16 protein-coding genes are annotated in these 18,340 nt (G+C 69.1%); 9 read left to right on the top strand and 7 right to left on the bottom strand.

Going from position 1 to position 18,340, the window contains the following annotated elements; translation table 11 throughout:
• The first annotated feature begins 141 nt into the window (after positions 1 to 141).
• The 4 genes from CS0771_RS39205 to folE all read left to right on the top strand — a co-directional run bounded on the left by CS0771_RS39205 (position 142) and on the right by folE (position 7,426).
• Entirely contained in the window at positions 142 to 3,435 is a 3,294-nt protein-coding gene (locus tag CS0771_RS39205) for a S8 family serine peptidase (RefSeq protein ID WP_212840047.1), read from the top strand.
• A gap of 152 nt (positions 3,436 to 3,587) precedes the next feature.
• Positions 3,588 to 4,151, top strand: coding sequence for a hypoxanthine phosphoribosyltransferase (gene hpt, locus CS0771_RS05430; protein WP_212840046.1), 564 nt, complete (start codon positions 3,588 to 3,590; stop codon positions 4,149 to 4,151).
• Positions 4,152 to 4,781: 630 nt separating this feature from the next.
• Complete coding sequence (gene ftsH, locus CS0771_RS05425) at positions 4,782 to 6,785, top strand: ATP-dependent zinc metalloprotease FtsH (RefSeq protein ID WP_212840045.1); 2,004 nt, start codon at positions 4,782 to 4,784, stop codon at positions 6,783 to 6,785.
• Positions 6,782 to 7,426 (top strand): GTP cyclohydrolase I FolE, encoded by a 645-nt coding sequence (folE, locus tag CS0771_RS05420; protein WP_212845628.1) that lies wholly within the window; start codon positions 6,782 to 6,784, stop codon positions 7,424 to 7,426. Before ftsH ends, folE begins: the two co-directional genes overlap by 4 nt.
• On the opposite strand, the gene CS0771_RS05415 is transcribed toward folE, so the two are convergent.
• The 3 genes from CS0771_RS05415 to CS0771_RS05405 form a co-directional block, all read right to left on the bottom strand.
• A complete protein-coding gene (locus CS0771_RS05415; protein WP_212840044.1) occupies positions 7,427 to 8,050 on the bottom strand; it encodes a hypothetical protein in 624 nt (207 codons plus the stop codon).
• Between the two features lie 88 nt (positions 8,051 to 8,138).
• Entirely contained in the window at positions 8,139 to 10,091 is a 1,953-nt protein-coding gene (locus CS0771_RS05410; protein WP_244870617.1) for an FtsK/SpoIIIE domain-containing protein, read from the bottom strand.
• A 99-nt stretch (positions 10,092 to 10,190) separates the two neighbouring features.
• Positions 10,191 to 10,463, bottom strand: coding sequence for a hypothetical protein (locus CS0771_RS05405; protein ID WP_212840043.1), 273 nt, complete (start codon positions 10,461 to 10,463; stop codon positions 10,191 to 10,193).
• Between the two features lie 105 nt (positions 10,464 to 10,568).
• Here CS0771_RS05405 and CS0771_RS05400 point away from each other — a divergent pair, with 105 nt between their 5' ends.
• From CS0771_RS05400 to CS0771_RS05380, 5 genes are all read left to right on the top strand, one after another.
• The gene (locus CS0771_RS05400; protein WP_212840042.1) at positions 10,569 to 10,730 is read left to right on the top strand and encodes a hypothetical protein; all 162 of its coding nucleotides are present in this window, start codon (positions 10,569 to 10,571) and stop codon (positions 10,728 to 10,730) included.
• Between the two features lie 119 nt (positions 10,731 to 10,849).
• Positions 10,850 to 11,296 carry a hypothetical protein gene (locus CS0771_RS05395; protein ID WP_212840041.1) on the top strand — a complete coding sequence of 149 codons (447 nt, stop codon included), beginning with the start codon at positions 10,850 to 10,852 and terminating at the stop codon, positions 11,294 to 11,296.
• Positions 11,297 to 11,316: 20 nt separating this feature from the next.
• A complete protein-coding gene (locus tag CS0771_RS05390) occupies positions 11,317 to 12,519 on the top strand; it encodes a hypothetical protein (protein ID WP_212840040.1) in 1,203 nt (400 codons plus the stop codon).
• Complete coding sequence (locus CS0771_RS05385) at positions 12,516 to 13,622, top strand: S8 family serine peptidase (protein WP_212840039.1); 1,107 nt, start codon at positions 12,516 to 12,518, stop codon at positions 13,620 to 13,622. The genes CS0771_RS05390 and CS0771_RS05385 overlap by 4 nt, the downstream gene beginning before the upstream one ends.
• A gap of 66 nt (positions 13,623 to 13,688) precedes the next feature.
• A complete protein-coding gene (locus CS0771_RS05380; protein ID WP_212840038.1) occupies positions 13,689 to 14,195 on the top strand; it encodes a hypothetical protein in 507 nt (168 codons plus the stop codon).
• Here CS0771_RS05380 and CS0771_RS05375 read toward each other — a convergent pair whose 3' ends face one another.
• The 4 genes from CS0771_RS05375 to CS0771_RS05360 are packed head-to-tail and all read right to left on the bottom strand — an operon-like array spanning position 14,196 to position 18,314.
• Positions 14,196 to 14,810: a hypothetical protein gene (locus tag CS0771_RS05375; RefSeq protein WP_212840037.1), complete on the bottom strand. Its 615-nt coding sequence runs from the start codon at positions 14,808 to 14,810 to the stop codon at positions 14,196 to 14,198.
• The gene (locus CS0771_RS05370; protein WP_212840036.1) at positions 14,807 to 15,952 is read right to left on the bottom strand and encodes a M23 family metallopeptidase; all 1,146 of its coding nucleotides are present in this window, start codon (positions 15,950 to 15,952) and stop codon (positions 14,807 to 14,809) included. The genes CS0771_RS05375 and CS0771_RS05370 overlap by 4 nt, the downstream gene beginning before the upstream one ends.
• Positions 15,949 to 16,473, bottom strand: a complete 525-nt coding sequence (locus CS0771_RS05365) for a hypothetical protein (RefSeq protein WP_212840035.1) — start codon at positions 16,471 to 16,473, stop codon at positions 15,949 to 15,951. The genes CS0771_RS05370 and CS0771_RS05365 overlap by 4 nt, the downstream gene beginning before the upstream one ends.
• 2 nt (positions 16,474 to 16,475) lie before the next feature.
• Positions 16,476 to 18,314: a DMT family transporter gene (locus CS0771_RS05360; protein WP_244870616.1), complete on the bottom strand. Its 1,839-nt coding sequence runs from the start codon at positions 18,312 to 18,314 to the stop codon at positions 16,476 to 16,478.
• Positions 18,315 to 18,340: the final 26 nt, after the last annotated feature.

Genomic DNA, 18,340 nt, shown 5'->3' with positions numbered 1-18,340 from the left:
AACTCCGATCATCGCGGTGGCCGGTGGCCGGTGGCCGGGCGGGGTGGGGGCTGGAGGTGGGGGTGGGAGGGGGTCTGAGCTGGGCAGATATCGGCGTGGCAAGTCCCGGGCTGTGGGGTGGTCGTTGACGCCACTGTGAAGATGGCTACTTTTGTCCGGATCAGCTGCGGGCTGGCCCTGGTGGCAGGCGCGGCGGTGATACCGGCCGGCGGCGGCGCGGCCGCGCCGGACGACGGCCCGCGCAAACTCCGACCGGCCTCGCGGACCACGGTCGGCAAGGCCCCGACCAGCAGGCTGGCCAGGACCGACCGGAGCCTGCTCGATCGCAGCGACGGCGAGCGCATCCCGGTGCTGGTGAAGCTCGACTACGACGCGGTGGCCAGCTACGCGGGCGGCCTGCCGGGGCTCCCGGCGACCAGCCCGGCGGTCACCGGCGCGCGGCTGCGCAGCGGCGACGCCGAGCGCGCGTACGAGCAGTACCTTGCCGAGCGCGAACGCAGCTTCACCACGGCGCTGGCCGCGCGGGTGCCGCAGGCCCGGGTCGGGCAGCGGCTGCGCACCGTGTACGGCGGCGTCGCCCTCACCCTGCCCGCGAACCAGGTCAAGCAACTGCTCGCGGTCGAGGGCGTGGTCGCCGTGCAGCGGGACGAGCTGCGCGAGCCGCTGACCGACGCCTCCAGCTCGTTCATCGGCGCGGACGTGCTGCAGAGCGGCGCGGCGGCGAACGGCGCCCCGACCAGCCAGGCCGGTAAGGGCGTCCTCGTCGGCGTGCTGGACACCGGCGCCTGGCCGGAGCACCCGTCCTTCGCCGACCAGGGCGTGCTCGCCGCGCCCCCGGCGAAGACCGACGGCTCGGCACGCCGCTGCGACTTCGGCGACAACCCGCTGACCCCGGCCCGGGACGTGTTCCGCTGCAACAACAAGCTGATCGGCGGCGCCCCGTTCCTGGACGCGTACCTGGAGTCGTTCCCGGACGAGACGTACAAGACGGCAAGGGACAGCGACGGGCACGGCACGCACACCGCCTCCACCGCCGCCGGGAACGTCGTGACCTCGGCGAAGGTGTTCGGCGTCGAGCGCGGGCCGGTGCACGGTGTCGCCCCCGGCTCCTGGATCAGCGTCTACAAGGTGTGCGGCAAGCAGGGCTGCATGTCGTCGGACTCGGCGGCGGCGGTGGCGCAGGCCGTGCGCGACGGCGTGGACGTCGTCAACTTCTCCATCTCCGGCGGCACCGACCCGTTCAGCGACCCGGTCGAGATGGCCTTCCTGGACGCGTACGCCGCCGGGGTCTTCGTCGCCGCCTCGGCGGGCAACTCGGGCCCCGAGGCGGGCACCGTCAACCACCTGTCCCCGTGGGTGACCACGGTGGCCGCGTCGACGCAGCGCCGCGAGTTCCGCTCCGCGCTGACCCTGCAGGCCGGTGCGGTGAGCAAGGTGCTGCACGGTGCCTCGCTGACCGGGGCCGCCGGTCCGGCGCCCGTGGTCCGGGCCGGTGACACCAAGGGCTACAAGGGCGGCATGACCTGCGAGAAGCCCGCGAAGAAGGGCCTGTTCGCCGGCAAGATCGTGGTCTGCGAGCGCGGCGTCAACCCCCGGGTCGAGAAGGGCTGGAACGTGCTGCAGGGCGGCGCCCTCGGCATGGTCCTCTACAACCCGGAGCTGCAGGACGTGGAGACCGACAACCACTGGCTGCCCACCGTGCACCTGCCCGACGCGGCCCTGCTGGAGTTCCTCGACGCGAACACCGGGATCACCGCGACCATCGGCGCGGGTCAGGCCGACGCCGGCACCGGCGACGTGATGGCGGCGTTCTCCTCGCGCGGGCCGGGCGGCCTCGCCCTCAAGCCCGACGTGACCGCCCCCGGCGTACAGATCCTGGCCGGGCACACGCCCACCCCGGACGAGGCCGCGGGCGGCCCCAAGGGTGAGCTGTTCCAGGCCATCGCGGGCACCTCCATGTCCTCGCCGCACGTGGCGGGCGCGGCCGCGCTGCTGGCCGCCCGGCACCCCGGCTGGACCCCCGGCGAGCTCAAGTCCGCGCTGATGACCAGCGCGGTGACCGACGTGGTCACCGAGGACGGCAAGACCAAGGCCGGGCCGCAGGAGATGGGCGCGGGCCGGATCGCCGTCGACCGGGCCGACGAGGTCACCCTCACCGTCTCCGACACCGCCGACCGCATGATGGCGCTGGCCGGCGACGAGGTGCGCGCCGTCGACCTCAACCTGCCGTCGATCAACGCTCCGGTCATGCCGGGCCGCCTGGCCACCGTGCGGACCCTGCGCGACATGACCGGCCGGACCACGGCGTACGACGTCACCACCACCGCGCCGCGGGACAGCGCGATCAGCGTGCCGCCGGTCGTCGTCGTCCCCGCGGGCGGCACCGCCACCCTGCCGATCGCCGTCAGCTCCCGCGCCACCGGCGACGCCTACCTGTCCGGCGAGGTCAGGCTCACCCCGCAGGGCGGCGGCCGGGCCCTGCACCTGCCCGTGTCGTTCAAGCCCGGCCAGGGCCAGGTCACCCTCGCCAGCACCTGCACCGCCGAGGCCGTGCCGCTCGCCGGGACCGCCCAGTGCACCGTCACCGCCGCCAACACCGGCTACGACGACGCGCCCGTCGACCTGGTCACCCGGCTCGACCCGGCGCTCGCGCTGACCGGCGTCGACGGCAGTGCCCGTGCCGCCGGGCCGCGCGAGATCCGGCACACCGGCACCCTGCGCGGCATCGAACCGGGCCGCCCCGGCCTGGCCGACCTCGACGACCGGGTCTGGCGCCCGCTCACCGTGCCGGCCGACCCCATCGGCGACGAGGAGATCATCAACTACGAGGTGCCCGAGTTCGGCTACGCCGGGCAGACGTACACCCGCCTCGGCGTCGTCTCCAACGGCTACCTCGTCGTCGGCGGCGGCACCGGCCAGGACGTGCGCTTCGAGCCGCCCACCGCCGACGGCGCGCCCAAGCACGACCCGGCCCGGCCCAACAACCTGCTCGCCCCGTACTGGGCGGACCTCGACGGCACCCAGGCCGAAGGGGTGCGCGCCGCCACCGTCAAGGGCGGCGGCATCGAGTGGATCGTCATCGAGTGGCGGGTCAACCGCTTCGGCACCAAGGACGGCCAGCGCTTCCAGGTCTGGCTGGCCACCGGCCCCGACGAGGACATCCGCTTCGCCTACGACCGCAAGGACCTGCCCGGCGGCGCCAAGGTCTTCGCCGTCGGCGCCGAGAACGCCCTCGGCAAGGGCGAGCTGCGCACCACCAAGCCCGGTCCCGACCTGCGCGTACGCACCACCGACGGCAAACCCGGCGGCACGGCCTCCTACACCGTGCACCTGCGCGCCCTGCTCCCGGCAGCCGCCCGCGTCACCACGAGCATGACCAGCCCCGAAGTTCCCGGCACCACGGTCGTCCGTACCAAGATCCCCATCACCCCCTGACGGGGGAAGGAAGGGCACCTTCTTAACGCTTTGCGTAGAAGAAGGTGCCCTTCTTAACGTCCTGACCAGCCCTTGACCAGCCCTCGGGATGATCGTCACCAATTCCGACCCCGGCGTGCGCAAAGCACCGACAGTCGGGCAGTCTTAAGCACATGGGCTGGTACGACGCGGACATCGACCGTGTGATCATCACTGAAGAGGAGCTGCGGTCCAAAACCGCCGAGCTCGCCAAGCAGGTCGCCGCCGACTACGCGTCGGTCGACAGCCTCCTGCTCGTATGCGTACTCAAGGGCGCGGTCATGTTCATGGCCGACTTCTCCCGCGAACTCGGCAAGGTGGGCGCACCGCCGGCGGAACTCGAATTCATGGCGGTCTCGTCGTACGGCCAGGGGACGACCTCCTCCGGCGTCGTCCGGATCCTCAAGGACCTCGACCGGGACATCGCGGGCAAGCACGTGATCGTCGTCGAGGACATCGTGGATTCCGGTCTCACGCTCTCGTGGCTTCTGAAGTACCTCGAGTCGCGGTCGGCGAAGTCGGTCGATGTGGTGGCTCTGTTCCGGAAGCCTGAGGCGATCAAGGTGCCGGTTCCGGTGAAGTATGTCGGGTTTGATATTCCGACTGAGTTTGTTGTGGGTTACGGGCTGGATTACTCGGAGCGGTACCGTGAGGTGCCGTATGTGGGGATTTTGAAGCCTGAGGTTTATCAGCGCTGAGGTCGTGGCTTCGCTCCGCAGGGGGTGTCGCCGGGAACGCTGGGGGCCGCCAAGAACGGGCGGCCCTTTACGCTTTTCCCGTCGACACCCCCTGCTCCGCTAGGTCCGGGTGGCTGGGTTGGGTGGGGGCGTGCAGCATTTTTAGGGGCAGCACACGGGTAACGCCCCATATTGGCTCCTACGAGGTTGGGGTGCCGTGGTCGGGTTTGTGGGTCACCGGACCACTGGGGGGCCATGGGAGCCGTTCCTGGTTACTTCTTGTGATTTGGTAACCGTGCAGGCATTTGGAACTTTGCCCTTGGTATCAGTCGAGCGGAGCGGGGTGGTCGGACGGGGCCGCGTAAAAGGCCGCGGTTTTTGCGGCCCCAGCGGCACCGGCCGACCACCCCGCGGAGCGACCCCACGACGCCCGGGACGAACCGAGTCAGCCCAGAGCGAACACCAGGGGGATTTGGGTAGATTCGGGGCTGCTGGAGCTGAGAAAAGGCTGAACGTTGTGCGATGGGGGACACGCATGGGCCACCCGAGTGTTTGTACGGTGTACCGTCGAGTGACCGGGCCGCGCCCGGTGAGCTGACCGCCTCTATCGATCAGGAGGACACGGGCGCGCACAAAGCGTCCGGTAACAGCATGGAGCGTACGCGTTTCTTCCGCCGGCCGATCTTCTGGATCTTCATCGTGGCCATCGGCGCGATCCTGCTCAGCCAGCTCTTCACCAGCGGCCCGAGCTACCAGCCCGTGGACACCTCGGTGGCGCTCGCCCAGTTGAAGAATGCTGGGCCGGGGGCGATCAAGGAAGTGCAGATCCGGGACAAGGAGCAGACGATCCGGATCGATCTGGCCAACAAGGCCAAGTTCGACGATGTCGAGACGGACAAGATCGAGGCTCAGTATCCGGCTGATGCGGGTCTTGAGGTGTTCAACGAGGTTGATGCCGCCAAGACGGCGGGGAAGATCTCGGGGAACTTCGACACCGAGGTCACCGAGGAGTCGGTGTTCCTGTCGCTGCTGGTGAGCCTGCTGCCGATCGCCGTGCTGGTGATCCTGCTGCTGCTGTTCATGTCGCAGATGCAGGGCGGCGGCTCGCGGGTGCTGAACTTCGGCAAGTCGAAGGCGAAGCTCGTCAGCAAGGACACCCCGAAGACGACCTTCGCGGACGTGGCCGGTGCCGACGAGGCCGTCGAGGAGCTGCACGAGATCAAGGACTTCCTGCAGAACCCGGCGAAGTACCAGGCGCTCGGTGCCAAGATCCCGAAGGGTGTGCTGCTGTTCGGGCCGCCCGGAACGGGTAAGACGCTGCTCGCGCGGGCTGTCGCGGGTGAGGCCGGAGTGCCGTTCTACTCGATCTCGGGTTCCGACTTCGTCGAGATGTTCGTTGGTGTCGGTGCGTCGCGTGTTCGTGACCTGTTCGAGCAGGCGAAGGCGAACGCGCCGGCGATCGTGTTCGTGGACGAGATCGACGCGGTGGGCCGCCACCGCGGCGCGGGTCTCGGAGGCGGTCACGACGAGCGCGAGCAGACCCTCAACCAGCTGCTCGTCGAGATGGACGGCTTCGACGCGAAGGGCGGCGTCATCCTGATCGCCGCGACCAACCGTCCCGACATCCTCGACCCGGCGCTGCTGCGCCCGGGCCGTTTCGACCGCCAGATCGCGGTGGACACCCCGGACATGGTCGGCCGCAAGTCGATCCTGCGGGTGCACGCCAAGGGCAAGCCGTTCACGCCCGACGTGGACCTGGACGCGGTGGCGCGGCGCACGCCGGGCTTCACCGGCGCCGACCTGGCCAACGTGATCAACGAGGCCGCGCTGCTGACCGCGCGTCAGGACAAGCGCGCCATCTCGAACGAGTCGCTGGAGGAGTCGATCGACCGCGTGGTCGCCGGCCCGCAGCGGCGCACCCGGGTCATGTCGGAGCACGAGAAGAAGATCACCGCGTACCACGAGGGCGGGCACGCCCTGGTGGCCTGGGCGCTGCCGCACTCCGCGCCGGTGCACAAGGTGACCATCCTGTCCCGCAGCCGCTCGCTCGGCCACACCCTGGTGCTGCCGACCGAGGACAAGTACACCCAGACCCGGGCCGAGATGATCGACACCCTGGCGTACGCGCTGGGCGGCCGGGCGGCCGAGGAGCTCGTGTTCCACGAGCCCACCACGGGCGCCGGCAACGACATCGAGAAGGCGTCCGCGCTGGCCCGTGCCATGGTCACCCAGTACGGCATGAGCTCGAAGCTCGGCGCGGTCAAGTACGGCACCAGCGGCGACGAGCCGTTCCTGGGCCGGTCCTACGGGCACGAGCGCGACTACTCCGACGCCATCGCCGCCGAGATCGACGCCGAGGTGCGCTCGCTGATCGAGACCGCCCACGACGAGGCGTACGAGATCCTCGTCGAGTACCGGGACGTGCTCGACAGCATCGTGCTGGAGCTGATCGAGAAGGAGACCATCTCGACCGCCGACATGGCGCGCATCTGCGCCCGCGTCGTCAAGCGGCCGCCGATGGCCCCGTTCAACGGCTTCGGCAAGCGCACGCCCTCCACCCAGCCGCCGGTGCTGACCCCGGCCGAGGTGGAGAAGCAGCGCGAGTCCGCCGACGGCGAGGTCACCGTCTCCTCGTCCGCGGAGGCCTCGAACTGAACCGCGAGCAGGAACTCGACCACCTCGCCGCACGCCTGGTCGACGGCTCCCTCACCGGTGTTCCGGTGGAGGAGACCGTCGACCTCGCGCGTATCGAGAAGGCCGTCCGCGAGATGCTGCTCGCGCTCGGCGAGGACCCCGACCGGGACGGCCTGCAGAAGACCCCCGCCCGGGTGGCGCGGGCCTACGCGGAGCTGTTCGCCGGGCTGCGGGTCGACCCCGCGCACGTGCTGACCACCACGTTCGAGGCCGACCACGACGAGTTCGTGCTGGTCCGCGACATCGAGGTGTTCAGCCTCTGCGAGCACCACCTGCTGCCGTTCAAGGGCGTCGCCCACGTCGGCTACCTGCCCGGCGACGACGGCCGCATCACCGGCCTGTCGAAGCTGGCCCGGCTCGTCGAGGTGTTCGCCCGCCGCCCGCAGGTGCAGGAACGGCTCACCTCGCAGATCGCCGACCTGCTCCAGGACCGGCTGCAGGCGCGCGGCGTCATCGTGGTGCTGGAGTGCGAGCACATGTGCATGGAGATGCGCGGCATCCGTAAGGCCGGAGCCCGCACCGTCACCAGCGCCGTGCGCGGCATCCTCAAGACGGATCCGAAGACCCGCGCCGAGGCCATGTCACTCATCCACTCCCGCTGATCACAGCAGCGCGAGCAGCAGCACCACCAGCAGCGCCGGGGCTACGCAGACCAGCGCGCCCACCTGCGGGGTGCGCGACCGCTCCGGGTACACCATGCCGGTCACCAGCCAGCCCGCGCCCAACGCGAGCGGCGCCAGCACCAGCCCGCACACCGCCGCGAAGAACAGCTGCGCGTCCGGCTCGGCCAGCCCCGCCACCGCCAGCTGCACCAGCATCGCGACCAGCGCCAGCGGCCCGTACACCAGCAGGTTGCGCAGCGCCTGCGGGCCGGTGCCCTCGTCGTCGAGCCGGGCCAGCGCACCGTCGGCGACGTCCACGTGCGCGACCGCCTGCCGCAGCGCCGCCAGCGCCACCGCCGGACCGCCGGCGACCGCCTGCGCGGCGTCGTGCATCTCCGCCGGTCCCGGTTGCAGCACCGGCGCCGGCGTGCCCGCCCGGTCCGCCGCGTCGACCAGCGTGGCCGCCTGCATCGTCAGCCGCGCCTGGACGGTCGGCAGCTCGTCCCGGGCAGCCGCCAGCGCGGACGCCTCGCCCGCCGCCGCGTCCGCCGCCTCCCGGCGCACCGTGTCCAGCCGGTGAGCCGCCGCCAGGTACTCCGACCAGGCCGTACTCCGCTCGCTCACGCCGCCTCCCGCAGCCCGCCGCGCCCAGTGCGCGCCATCCACGCGGTCGGCTGCCCGCCCACGTCGCCGAATGCTCGTGCGGTCCCGATCACGCCGGGCCCTGGCTCAGCTCAGCCGTGCTGAGGACCAGCGGCGGATCGGAGTCCGGGTCGCGGGCCTGCCACAGGCGCTGCCGCAGCGCCGACAGCACCTGCGCGTCGGCGTCCGGGTCCGGGAACCGGACCGTCTTCTCATGGCCGCGCGTGGCGCCCCGCGGCCCGCCCAGGCCGCCCGCGGTGTTGACCACCGCGCAGCCCAGCGGCAGCGTCGCCGCCGCGTCGTTCGTCGCCTCCAGCGCGTCCCCGCCGCCCGGCAGCGCCACCCGCACCGGCACCTGGCCGAACAGCGAATCCCGCCGCGCATGCAGCGCCTCGATGCCGCGCACCGTCTGCGAAACCAGAATCAGGTGTACGCCGCAGCCGCGCCCCCGCCGCCCGATCGACTCCAGCAGGCCCAGCGCCTCCGCCGCGATCGGATCGGCACCCGACAGCAGCACCGGGAACTCGTCCAGCACACACACCAGCCGCGGCAGCTGCCGGTGCTCCCGCGCCTGCACGAACCGGCTCACCTGCAGCTCGCGCCACAGCTCCTCCCGGCGGGCCAGCTCGCCGTCCAGCTCCCGCAGCACCGCCAGGCCGTGTTCACGCCCCGACTCCAGCCCCACCACCCGGGCGTGCGGCAGCCAGGCCGGATCGTCCGGCCCCGGCGCGAACCGGGCCAGCCCCCGCCCCGGCTTGAAATCCAGCAGATACAGCGCCAGCTCGTCCGGGTCGTAGCGGGTGCACAACCCGTACAGGACATTCGCCAGGAACGCCGACTTGCCGCCCCCCGCCCGGCCCCCGATCAGCCAGTGCGGCGTCAGGTCGGCGAACACCAGCGAGATCGGCGTCTCCCCGGCCAGCCCCGCCGTCGTCGACAACCCCGCCGCCGACGACTCCGCCCACCAGTGGTCCGGATCCGGCAGCAGGTCCATCAGGTGCACCTGCCCCGACTGCACGTAACGCTCGGCCAGCTCGCGGCACACCCGCTGCACCAGCTCCGCCGGCGGGTCCGGGTCGAGCCGCACCGGCACCGAAAGCCCCGGCCACGAAGCCGTCGGGCTCGGCGCGCCACCCGCCGCCGGGCGCCGCTCGGCCTGGGCCAGCACCGTGAACGGCGCGCCGCCCAGCAGCGCGAACGGGTTGCGCAGGGCGATCTGCGTACTCATCGGCAACGGCTGCTGAGCCGCGGGCTGCGCCGTGTCCGGCGTCAGCGGCGGCGGCGGCCAGCCCGCCACGATCAGATGCAGCCCCGTCGCCGGACCGGCCTGCGCCAGCGCCGTGATCCGGGCCAGGTCCGAGCCGTCCACCGCCGACGGGAGCGCCGCGATCAGCAGCAGCATCGTGCAGTCCCGGCGCCGCGGCCGAGCCGCCGGGCGCCGCTGCGCCTCCGGCCGGCTCGGGCGCACCCAGTGCTCCGCCTCCGCCAGCACCGCCTGCAGACCCGCCCGGTCGGTCACCGGCGGCGGCATCAGACCCGCATCGGCCAGCGCCCCGAACGGCGCGAACAGCGCCCCGCCGACCGCGTCCACCGCGCGGACCACCAGCGTGCCCGACGGAGCCGTCGCGAGCAGCCGCAGCAGGATCGCCCGCAGCACCCCCGCGACCCGGGGGTCGCGGGAATCGGCGCTGAACGTCAGATGGCCCGTCCCCAGCAACGGCACCACGGCGGGGAAGGCGGCATCCTCCTGCGCGGCCGCCGTGCCGACCCGCACGAACTCCGGACGGCGCTGCTCGCCAAGCGCCAGGCCGGCCGGCACCCCGTCCAGCGGCGTGCCCAGCCAGCCGGGCGTCAGCCGGGCCGCCGCGTCACGCAGCCGCTCGGCCAGCGCCTGCTGTTCGGCCAGGTCGGTGCGGGGCGGTGGAAGATAACCGTCCAACGCGGACGCGGCCGCCTGCGCCACCGCCGACGCGTGCCGGTGCAGGCTCGCGGCCTGGTCGATCCGCGCATTCAAACCGGGCACGGGAACACCTCCGCTGCGTCCTCCCCGGGGGAGGGTAACGCAGAGCGCCCGATACCCGGCGCAACTACGCGGAAGCAACTCCCGTGTATACCCGACAGATCAATCCTGCAGAAGGTAGTCGATGAACCTTGCCCTGATCAGAGGCTCCTGATCGCCGTACCTGTGACCGGTGAACTCGCGCCACAGCGACACGGTGTCGTCGATCGCGGCGCCGATGTCGGCGAGTTCGCGCTCCTCCGTCTCCGGGGAGGTCGGCAGGTGTTTGAACAGGTCCCAGAAGAAGCCGAGGTCACGCTGCTCGCGAGCCTTAGCGAAGGCGCGCTCGCGCAGCTCGTCGGTGGTCAGGGCGTCCAGTTCGGCGAAGTCCGTCACCCGACCAGCGTACGGGGTGCGGTGGCGGGACGGCCGGACTCGGCTCGCCTGGCCGGATCATCGTGGCGCTCGATCCGGGCGGAGGGGACCGATATCGTCGTCGGCGTGTATCAGAACCCGCCGCCGAAGCGGCCGAATCCGATCCTCGGCCTGGTCAAGAAGCCGATGATGCTCGCGCTGGCCGGCGGGGCGGTGGTCCTGCTGCTGGTGCTCGGCTGCTGCTGCGGCCTGTGGGTCCTCGGCAACCTCAACACCGGGTCGGTCTGATACGGCTATCTCCTCCTGGCCGTTGCCGGCTTGCGCTGGTGACGCCGAGTGCTGGTTATCCACAAGGGACACGGCAGGCCTGTGCGAGCTGTGTTCGTTCGGCTACGCTGCCGCATGACGTGCTGACGTACGTCACTGCTCATGGGGAGGTGAGCATGGCAGAAGCGCCGATAAAACAGCTGGCCGTGGATTTGGTCGAGGTTCGGCGGATCTCCGCAGATCTGCGGATCCAAGCTGACACCGGACTGGCGTCCGGGCTGGGCGGGTTCGCCCGCGAACTGGAGCGAGGCGTGCTCTTCGGCACGTTTTCGCCCAGTGGTGAGGCCCGGGCCGCCCGCAATGCGCTCTGGGCCGCCCTGCGGCGCCACCGCGACAACGCCGAGCAGCAGTTGAGGCTCGGGCAGGCGTTTGCCGCCGCGCTTGAGCAGGTCCTGGTCAACTACACCGAAGCGGACGATCTGGCCGCAGCCGCTCTCAAGGTGATCGATCGCGAGATCGCGGCGGCGGCGCAGCGCGCCGAGCATGCTGAGCTGCGTCACCAGCAGGGTCGGGGAGAGAACGCCTGATGGCCGGTTCAGATCCCGACGTGCTGCACACGTTCGTCGCCCGCAGGCCCTCGGGGGCGGCGGGACTGCCGCCGCAGTCTCAGTGGGAGGCGCCACCCGTCGACTGGAACGACTACGACGTGCCCCGTATGTGGGACAGTCTCGGCTGTATTGACCACGAAGAGACCTGGGAGCAAGCCCGAGTCATCGCTCGGCAGGCCGAGGCGTTGAACGCGCAGGCCGATGAACTCGTCCGGCTGCGGGAACGGCTTGCGGACGCCTGGTCGGGCGGCCAGACTCCGGCCGGGGTCGCCGCGCTCGGGAAGATCGATTGGTTGATCGGCGCACTACGCGCTGATGCATTGGCCGCTTCGACGACCGCACGCGGTGTCGACGGCGTGCTCGACACCATGAAGTCGGCGCGGCGTGCCATGGAGCCCATAGCTGCGCAATGGCTTGGCATCACTAGAACGGACTCGAGGGGATGGCGGGCCAAAGCTGACGCCCTCAACAATCGTGCTCGCGAGATCATGTCGACCGCTGACGCCATGATCGGCGACTACCGAACGAACATTGTCGTGCCAGCTCGAACCGACGCGCAGGTCAGCACGCTTCCTCGGATCGAGGATCTGACCAAGAGAACGGGTAGCTTGGAGAAGCCGCCCCGCGTCGTCAACGCCAAAGGACCGTCACCGGCCGACGTTGTTACACCACCTTCAGCCGACAATCCTCCGGCGGGCGTTGAGACGCCTGAGGAAGTCTGGCCGGCACCCGCCGGGCAACCAGTGCCAGGCCTCTCAGCCGGTACGGCGTCGGCATTGCCGATCTTCCCAGGAAGCCCCCATGCGCCGGGCGGTGGTGCATTCGTCATGCCTAACGGAAGCGGATCGTCTGGTTATGTCGTGTCGATGCCCGCGACGCCGAGGACGGCCGGTCAAGGCTTCGCCCCTTCCGGGGGCACACCACCCGGCATGATGCCCATGCCCATGCAGATGGGTGGGAATACGTCGAATGCGGGCGGGAACGGACTTTCTCGATCAGTGGCAGCCACACGTTGGGAGGTGCAGAAGGGCGGACCTGCGCTGATCGAACCCGGGCCGGGGGACGCTCCCCCTTTGCCGTCCATCGACCCGGATCCAGATGAGTTTCGGGAGTGGTTCGCGGGGACGGCCATGCCGTGGCGTTCTGACAATGGACCCGGTGAGCAAGCACCGATCGTGACGATTCGCAGAGGAACCACATGAGCGCGTTCGGTCCCATCGTCAGGTTCGGCACCGTGGCGGTGCTTGTGGCGGCCGTCGTCGGCTGGCCGACGGCGGCGGCTGGCCGTGATGAAATCAGGGACGGCCAGTGGTTCCACTCGTTCTTGAAGACGTCTGGAGCGCACCGCATCACCGAGGGCGCTGGAGTGACGGTTGCCTTGGTGGATTCCGGGGTCGATGCAGATCACCCGGATCTCGTGGGTTCGGTGATTGCAGGTGCAGACTTCACCGATGAGGGCCCTGGCGACGGTTTGGCTGATCGCGATGGACACGGCACTGCGATGGCCGGCTTGATTGCAGCTCACGGCCGGGTCACAGGGATGGCACCCGCCGCGAAGATCATGAGTATCCGCACGTCGGTTACTTATGCGAGCGTGGGTGGAAGCCTGGTACGCGGCATCGAATTCGCAACTGAGCGCAAGGTCGACGTCATCTCGCTGTCTCGCATGGTCGTCGGAGGCAGCGAGGACACTGTTCTTCGGACGGCCGTCGAGCGGGCGATTGCTGCGGACATCGTCGTAGTCGTGGCGACCGGCAACCGCAGTGAATCGACACGAATGAGCTACCTGGCGACGATCCCCGGGGTGGTCGCAGTGGGTGGGGTGGATCAGAAGGGCGACCACTCAGAGATCTCCGTATCCGGAGCCGAGACCACGCTTGCCGCTCCCTGCGACGACATATCGAGCACGTACGTGGATGGACGGTGGGCTACGGCAACGGGAACCTCGAACTCGACGGCTCTGGTCGCTGGGGCGGCGGCTCTGATCCGATCCCGGTATCCGGATTTGCCCGCGAGAGAGGTCGCACACCGGTTGACGGCTACCGCCGTGGACAAGGGCTTCCGCGGGCCGGACGGCGAGTACGGGCACGGAGTGATCGATATCGTGGCCGCGCTGACCGCGAACGTTCCACCGATGTCGCCATCGGCATCACCGAGTCGTAGCTCGGCGACGGCAGCATCCGGCAAGCCAGACCCGGAAACGAACGTGCCGTGGACGCGGGTGCTTGTCCCGATCGTCGTCGGGGTGGTCGTCGTCGTTTTCGTCCTGGGGATCGGGATGCGTTCGCGCCGCACGAGTCGGTGAGCGATCTGGCGCGTCGATGTTGCGACATGCCGGCGAGGACTGGCGCCGGGCCGACCGTGCGCGAGAATGGGCTTCATGTCGCGGTGGTCGAAGTGGCGGAAGATCTTGCTGGTGGTTGCGGCGGTCCTTGCTGTCGCCGGTATCGGGGGCGCAGTCACCGCAGTGCTGACCTACCACGAGGCTACGAAGATCGACCGTAGTAATCCCAAGGTCGTCCTTGATGAGTACCTCAGAGCGATTATGGTGGAAAAGGACCCGGTTGGGGTGGAGCTCTACAGCTGCGAGGACGGCGGCCAGCTGAACGCAATTCGAAACTTCCGGAACGAACTGGATCAGAGGGAAAAGGACTTCTCCGTTGAGATAGAAGTCAGTTGGGGTGCAATCGATCTGGTCGGTGAATCCCAGACGCAGCTCGCCACGACTGACCTCGTGATCATCGCTCGCAAACAGGGTGCGGTGGAGAGCCGGAGTCGTGAACGCTGGCAGTTCGGCCTCTCCGATCAGGACGGCTGGCGAGTGTGCTCGTCGGCGAAGTCCCCTTTGCCGGCTCCGTCGCCCAGCAGCGTTAGCTAGTTACTCCAGCCAGAGTTCGGACAAAGGCACAGCTCGTGTCGCTGGGGCCTGACCTGTCGCTGCCCAACGGTACCAATCGTGCTCCTGAGCCACTCTCACTTGCGCCGTGCCCTCGGGGCCGGTATGCGCCTCGGTTACGGCTCTAAGCCCTCGCTGCTCTCCGTCAGCGCCCGTCTGAACCAGACGCCTTCCCATCAGCTGACCGGTAGCCTGAGAGGCGATGGTCTCCGCAGGCACGGCCATCCTGGTAGGGGGAGAATCCAGCGAAACGAGGTTCAGCCCGTCGATGTCGGGGGTGCGCTCAGCCGTTGTGCTGATCGTCTCGACCCATACGCGCTCGACTGGCACAAGAGCCGCGAAGACCTCCACCCGTTCACGCTCGGCGCGGTACCATTCGGCCTCCGACAGAACGGGGATCAGACTGCGGGCTCCCTGCCGAACCATCGAATCGCCGCGCATGCCGGTTCGCCAACCGTGTCCTGGCAGCCCGATCATCACCCGTGCACCGCGTAGCACACCGCCAGAGCTGATCACCGTCAGCGCGGGGACCGGGACAATCGGCGCTGGCGGAGTGCGCCACTCGGCCGCCCAGGCCGCGAAGTCTGCCTCGGTCATGCCGAGTCGTTCTCCTTCCCCAGCGCAGCGCCCTTGCTGGCCATGAACGGCACTGGGTCGATCGTTCCGGTTCGCGACCTGCGGTCGCCGTTGAGGTGGACCTGGAAGTGTAGATGCGGGCCGGAGGAGTGCCCACTATTGCCCACGAATCCGATCTGTTGCCCGGCGCTGACCCGTTCGCCTACCCGGACAAGCGGCCGGCTCTGCATGTGGCAATAGCGGGTGATGACCTGTCCTGCGTGCAGAATGTCTACATACCATCCGCAGCCTGGAGTGGACAACGACCCGTCACGGTCACAGCCGCCGACATCGCACTTGCTGACGATGACGACCCCTGCTGAGGCCGCGCGAATCGGTGTGTGTCGGGCGGCGCCCAGGTCGACGCCGTTGTGGCCGGGACGGGACGCGGTGCGGTATCCGGACACCACGTTCGCACCGACCGGCGCAGTCCAGCCCGAGGCAGCGATCTGGCCGAACTCGGCACACTTCAGCTCGTTTCCGACTACTACCGCGCGGGCGGCTCCGTCGGCCAACTCGTTGACGATTCTCGTCGCGAGCGGCTCGTGCTTGGCGTAAGCGTTCGGGTATGCGCTGATCTGCACGCGCTGCGCGGCGACCGTCAGCGGTAGGGACTCCCACTGCTTGATCTTCACGAGTTTTTTGTAGAACTTTGTCGATGAGTAGACGGGATCCATGATCTGTTCTGGGGTGCCCCAACCCTGGCTGGGGCGCTGCTGGAACAGTCCCAGCGAATCGTGGTCGTTTCGTTCACCGAGGTGCCCGTGGTTGGTGAGGCTGCTTTCCTGCATCGCCGTGGCGACCGCGATCACCCAGCCGCGCGGGGGCACCTTGAGCTCCTGCCCGGTCTTGATGACGATCGCGGCATTACGGATCTTTTCTTCGCTGTACGGTCCGATGCGGGGAAATTCGCCGGTGACGCTGATGGTCTTCGTGGTGCCACATCCCATTGCGTTGGCTAGGGGAGAGGTGTTCGTGGCCAGGTCGCCGAAGACCACGGCGACGACTGCGCCACCGCAGCAGAGCACACCGAGGGCGGCCGTCACCGCGATGACAAGGCCCGGTCGTACGAGCTTGCGACCCTTGTCGCGTAGGGGTGCGGTAAGCGTCGGAAGGGCACTCATCCTCGCTCCCAGTCGATGCCGTCGACGAGCCAGCGGCCCTGTTCGGTAACCATGCGCAGCCGCAGCAGTCCCGCGTCGATCGGGATGATTACCTCGACATATGTGATCGCGAATGCCTCAAGGCGGGCGTCTCCGGTAATGCGGTCTGCAGGGACACCGGCCGGGTCAACGCCGTCGAGCTCCGATTCCAGGGTGTCGGTGCTGTGCGGTCGTAGGGCGTCCAGCCAGGCGGCGGCGCTGCGGTCGTGTTTGATCCATTGCTGGGCGAACTTCGTCGCCACAGCGATCGCCTGCGCGCCGTTGGTCGGGATCACCGGGCTCGGCGTCGGGTCATGCTCGACCACGCCGTCGTCGCCGTGGGTCGGGTCGACATGGCTGGGTGCTGACTGCGGCTGCGCACCGAATCCGACCGGATCAGCAGGCCCACCTAGCAGCTTTCCGACTCCGACGATGATCACTACCACCGCAGCCAACCCGAGCGCCACCACGGTGCGGGGCCGTAGAGGGATTCGGGACAGCATGACTAACTCCGTTCCGCCCAGGTCTCTGATCGGCTCGGTGCAGGCGTATCCGAAGGGGTCTCCGAGCGGGCTTCAGCTCGCGCGGTTGCCTGCTGAGGCACCGACGCGGGTCGGTATACCGAGTAGCTTGGCGACCCCTCCGGGACGTCTGGCGAGCGCCAGGCTTCAGAGCGAACCGGGTCGCCGCCGCCGCGCACCTCCGCCCGTATTACCTTCGCCGGATCCTCGGCGGTAACCGCGAGTTCCGGCCGGGCCTCGGGCACGGTGGGAGGGGTCGTGCTGCCAGGAGCGACCATGGTGGCTGGGGAGCGATCGGTTGATGCGGAGTTCGCAGGTGCCGCAGACGGCCGTGCGGTGAGTAGAGAGGTGCCACTGCTACCGCCGCCGAGCTGCGTTATCCGGCGATACGGGCGCAGCAGGATCCATCCGACCACACCACAGAGGAGGACGAGCGTCACCTGCAGCCAGCCGGGCAGAGACGAGGTGCTCATGATTAGGTCGACTGCGAACAGATATACCGCGGCACCGGTTCCGAAGATCAATACATTGAACAATGCTGCCAGAACCGAGTTCACCAGGCGGCGCAGGCCGGCACTGGCGGGACGCAGCATGCCGATCGTGCCAAGCGCGGGTGCAGCGATAACCGCCCACCGGATGATGAGGAAGCCCAACAGAACCAAGAGGGAGGCGACTACGTCGAAGGCCGCGTAGCTGAGCGCCGAAAGGATGGCGACGAACCCTGCCCCGATCCGCTCCATACCCTTCGTACCCTGCAGGTATTGGTACGCCTCCGGGTCTTCAGTCTTGATCTGCTCGGCGACCTTCATCCAGTCGCTTTGCTTGGCTCGGATGATGCCATCGCGTCGGCTTGAGTCGTCTTGGATCGCTTCGACATCGCTCCAGCTGAGCGACTTGGCGCGATAGAGGGCCGGACCATACTTCTTTGCAGTTTCGCTATCCGCAGAGCCCAGCGAACCACGGAGCCAGTTGCGGTATAGCAGTGCCTGGACAGCTGTGTCGCCTGCGCGGACAGCAGGCGGCCGGTGATCTTCGCACGCACCGGGTTCGGGGTTGCTACATGGAGTTGTGGGAGCAGGCTGACTCTTTGGCCCGACAGCCTCGTGTACCACGCTGAGTACACCCACAAGCGTGCCGTCGGCAACCTTGGCCGACTGGACCGGCCAACTGGCGATCGCCGTGACACCGACCATTACAAGGATCGCCCAACCCACGGTCGTGAGCGCCATGGACATCTGGGCTTGGCGTGAGCGCCAGAGGAGGTAAACGCCAATGACGGCGAGCGTGATCACGCCGAAGACGCTGAAGACCTGCTTATAAAGCGCCGTCGTCGCCTTCTCTACCAGCGGGTCCGCCCAACCCCACATTTCGCTGGGCGCCCAGGCTCGCTCCCGAAGCGCGTTCGACACACCGACGATGCCGGCGGCGAGCATGAACTCGCCGTTCGCGATGGTGTTCTCCAGCTTGTAGTCCGGGTGCATGACGGTCTGTACGCAGTTGATGTCGTAGGTCGTGTAGTCGTACCCGGCGTATCCGTACTCGCTGTAGAGCAGGTAGCTGCTTCCGTCGGCGCCGGTGGTCCAGGTGGGCTTGCTGACGAACCAGCCGCCGAGGCCGGAGTCCGGGGCGGCCGGGTTGGGGGCGCTGACGCACTGGATACGTGCCGCGCTCACCTCCTGCAGCCGCCCGACGCACTCGTCGATCCCCCGCTTGGTCCACTCCTCCAGCGAGCACAGCTTGTCCCCGGGCGCCACCGCCCCGACCCCAGCCGGCGCCGCGGCCTGCACCGGCGCCGCGAACAGCGTCCCCAGCGCCAGCACCATCGTGGCGAGGGTCGCGGAAGCGAGCC

The organism is Catellatospora sp. IY07-71 (assembly GCF_018326265.1).
Taxonomy (GTDB): domain Bacteria; phylum Actinomycetota; class Actinomycetes; order Mycobacteriales; family Micromonosporaceae; genus Catellatospora.
The sequence above is the reverse complement of the archived record's forward strand: the minus strand, read 5'-3'. Positions and strand labels throughout refer to the sequence as shown.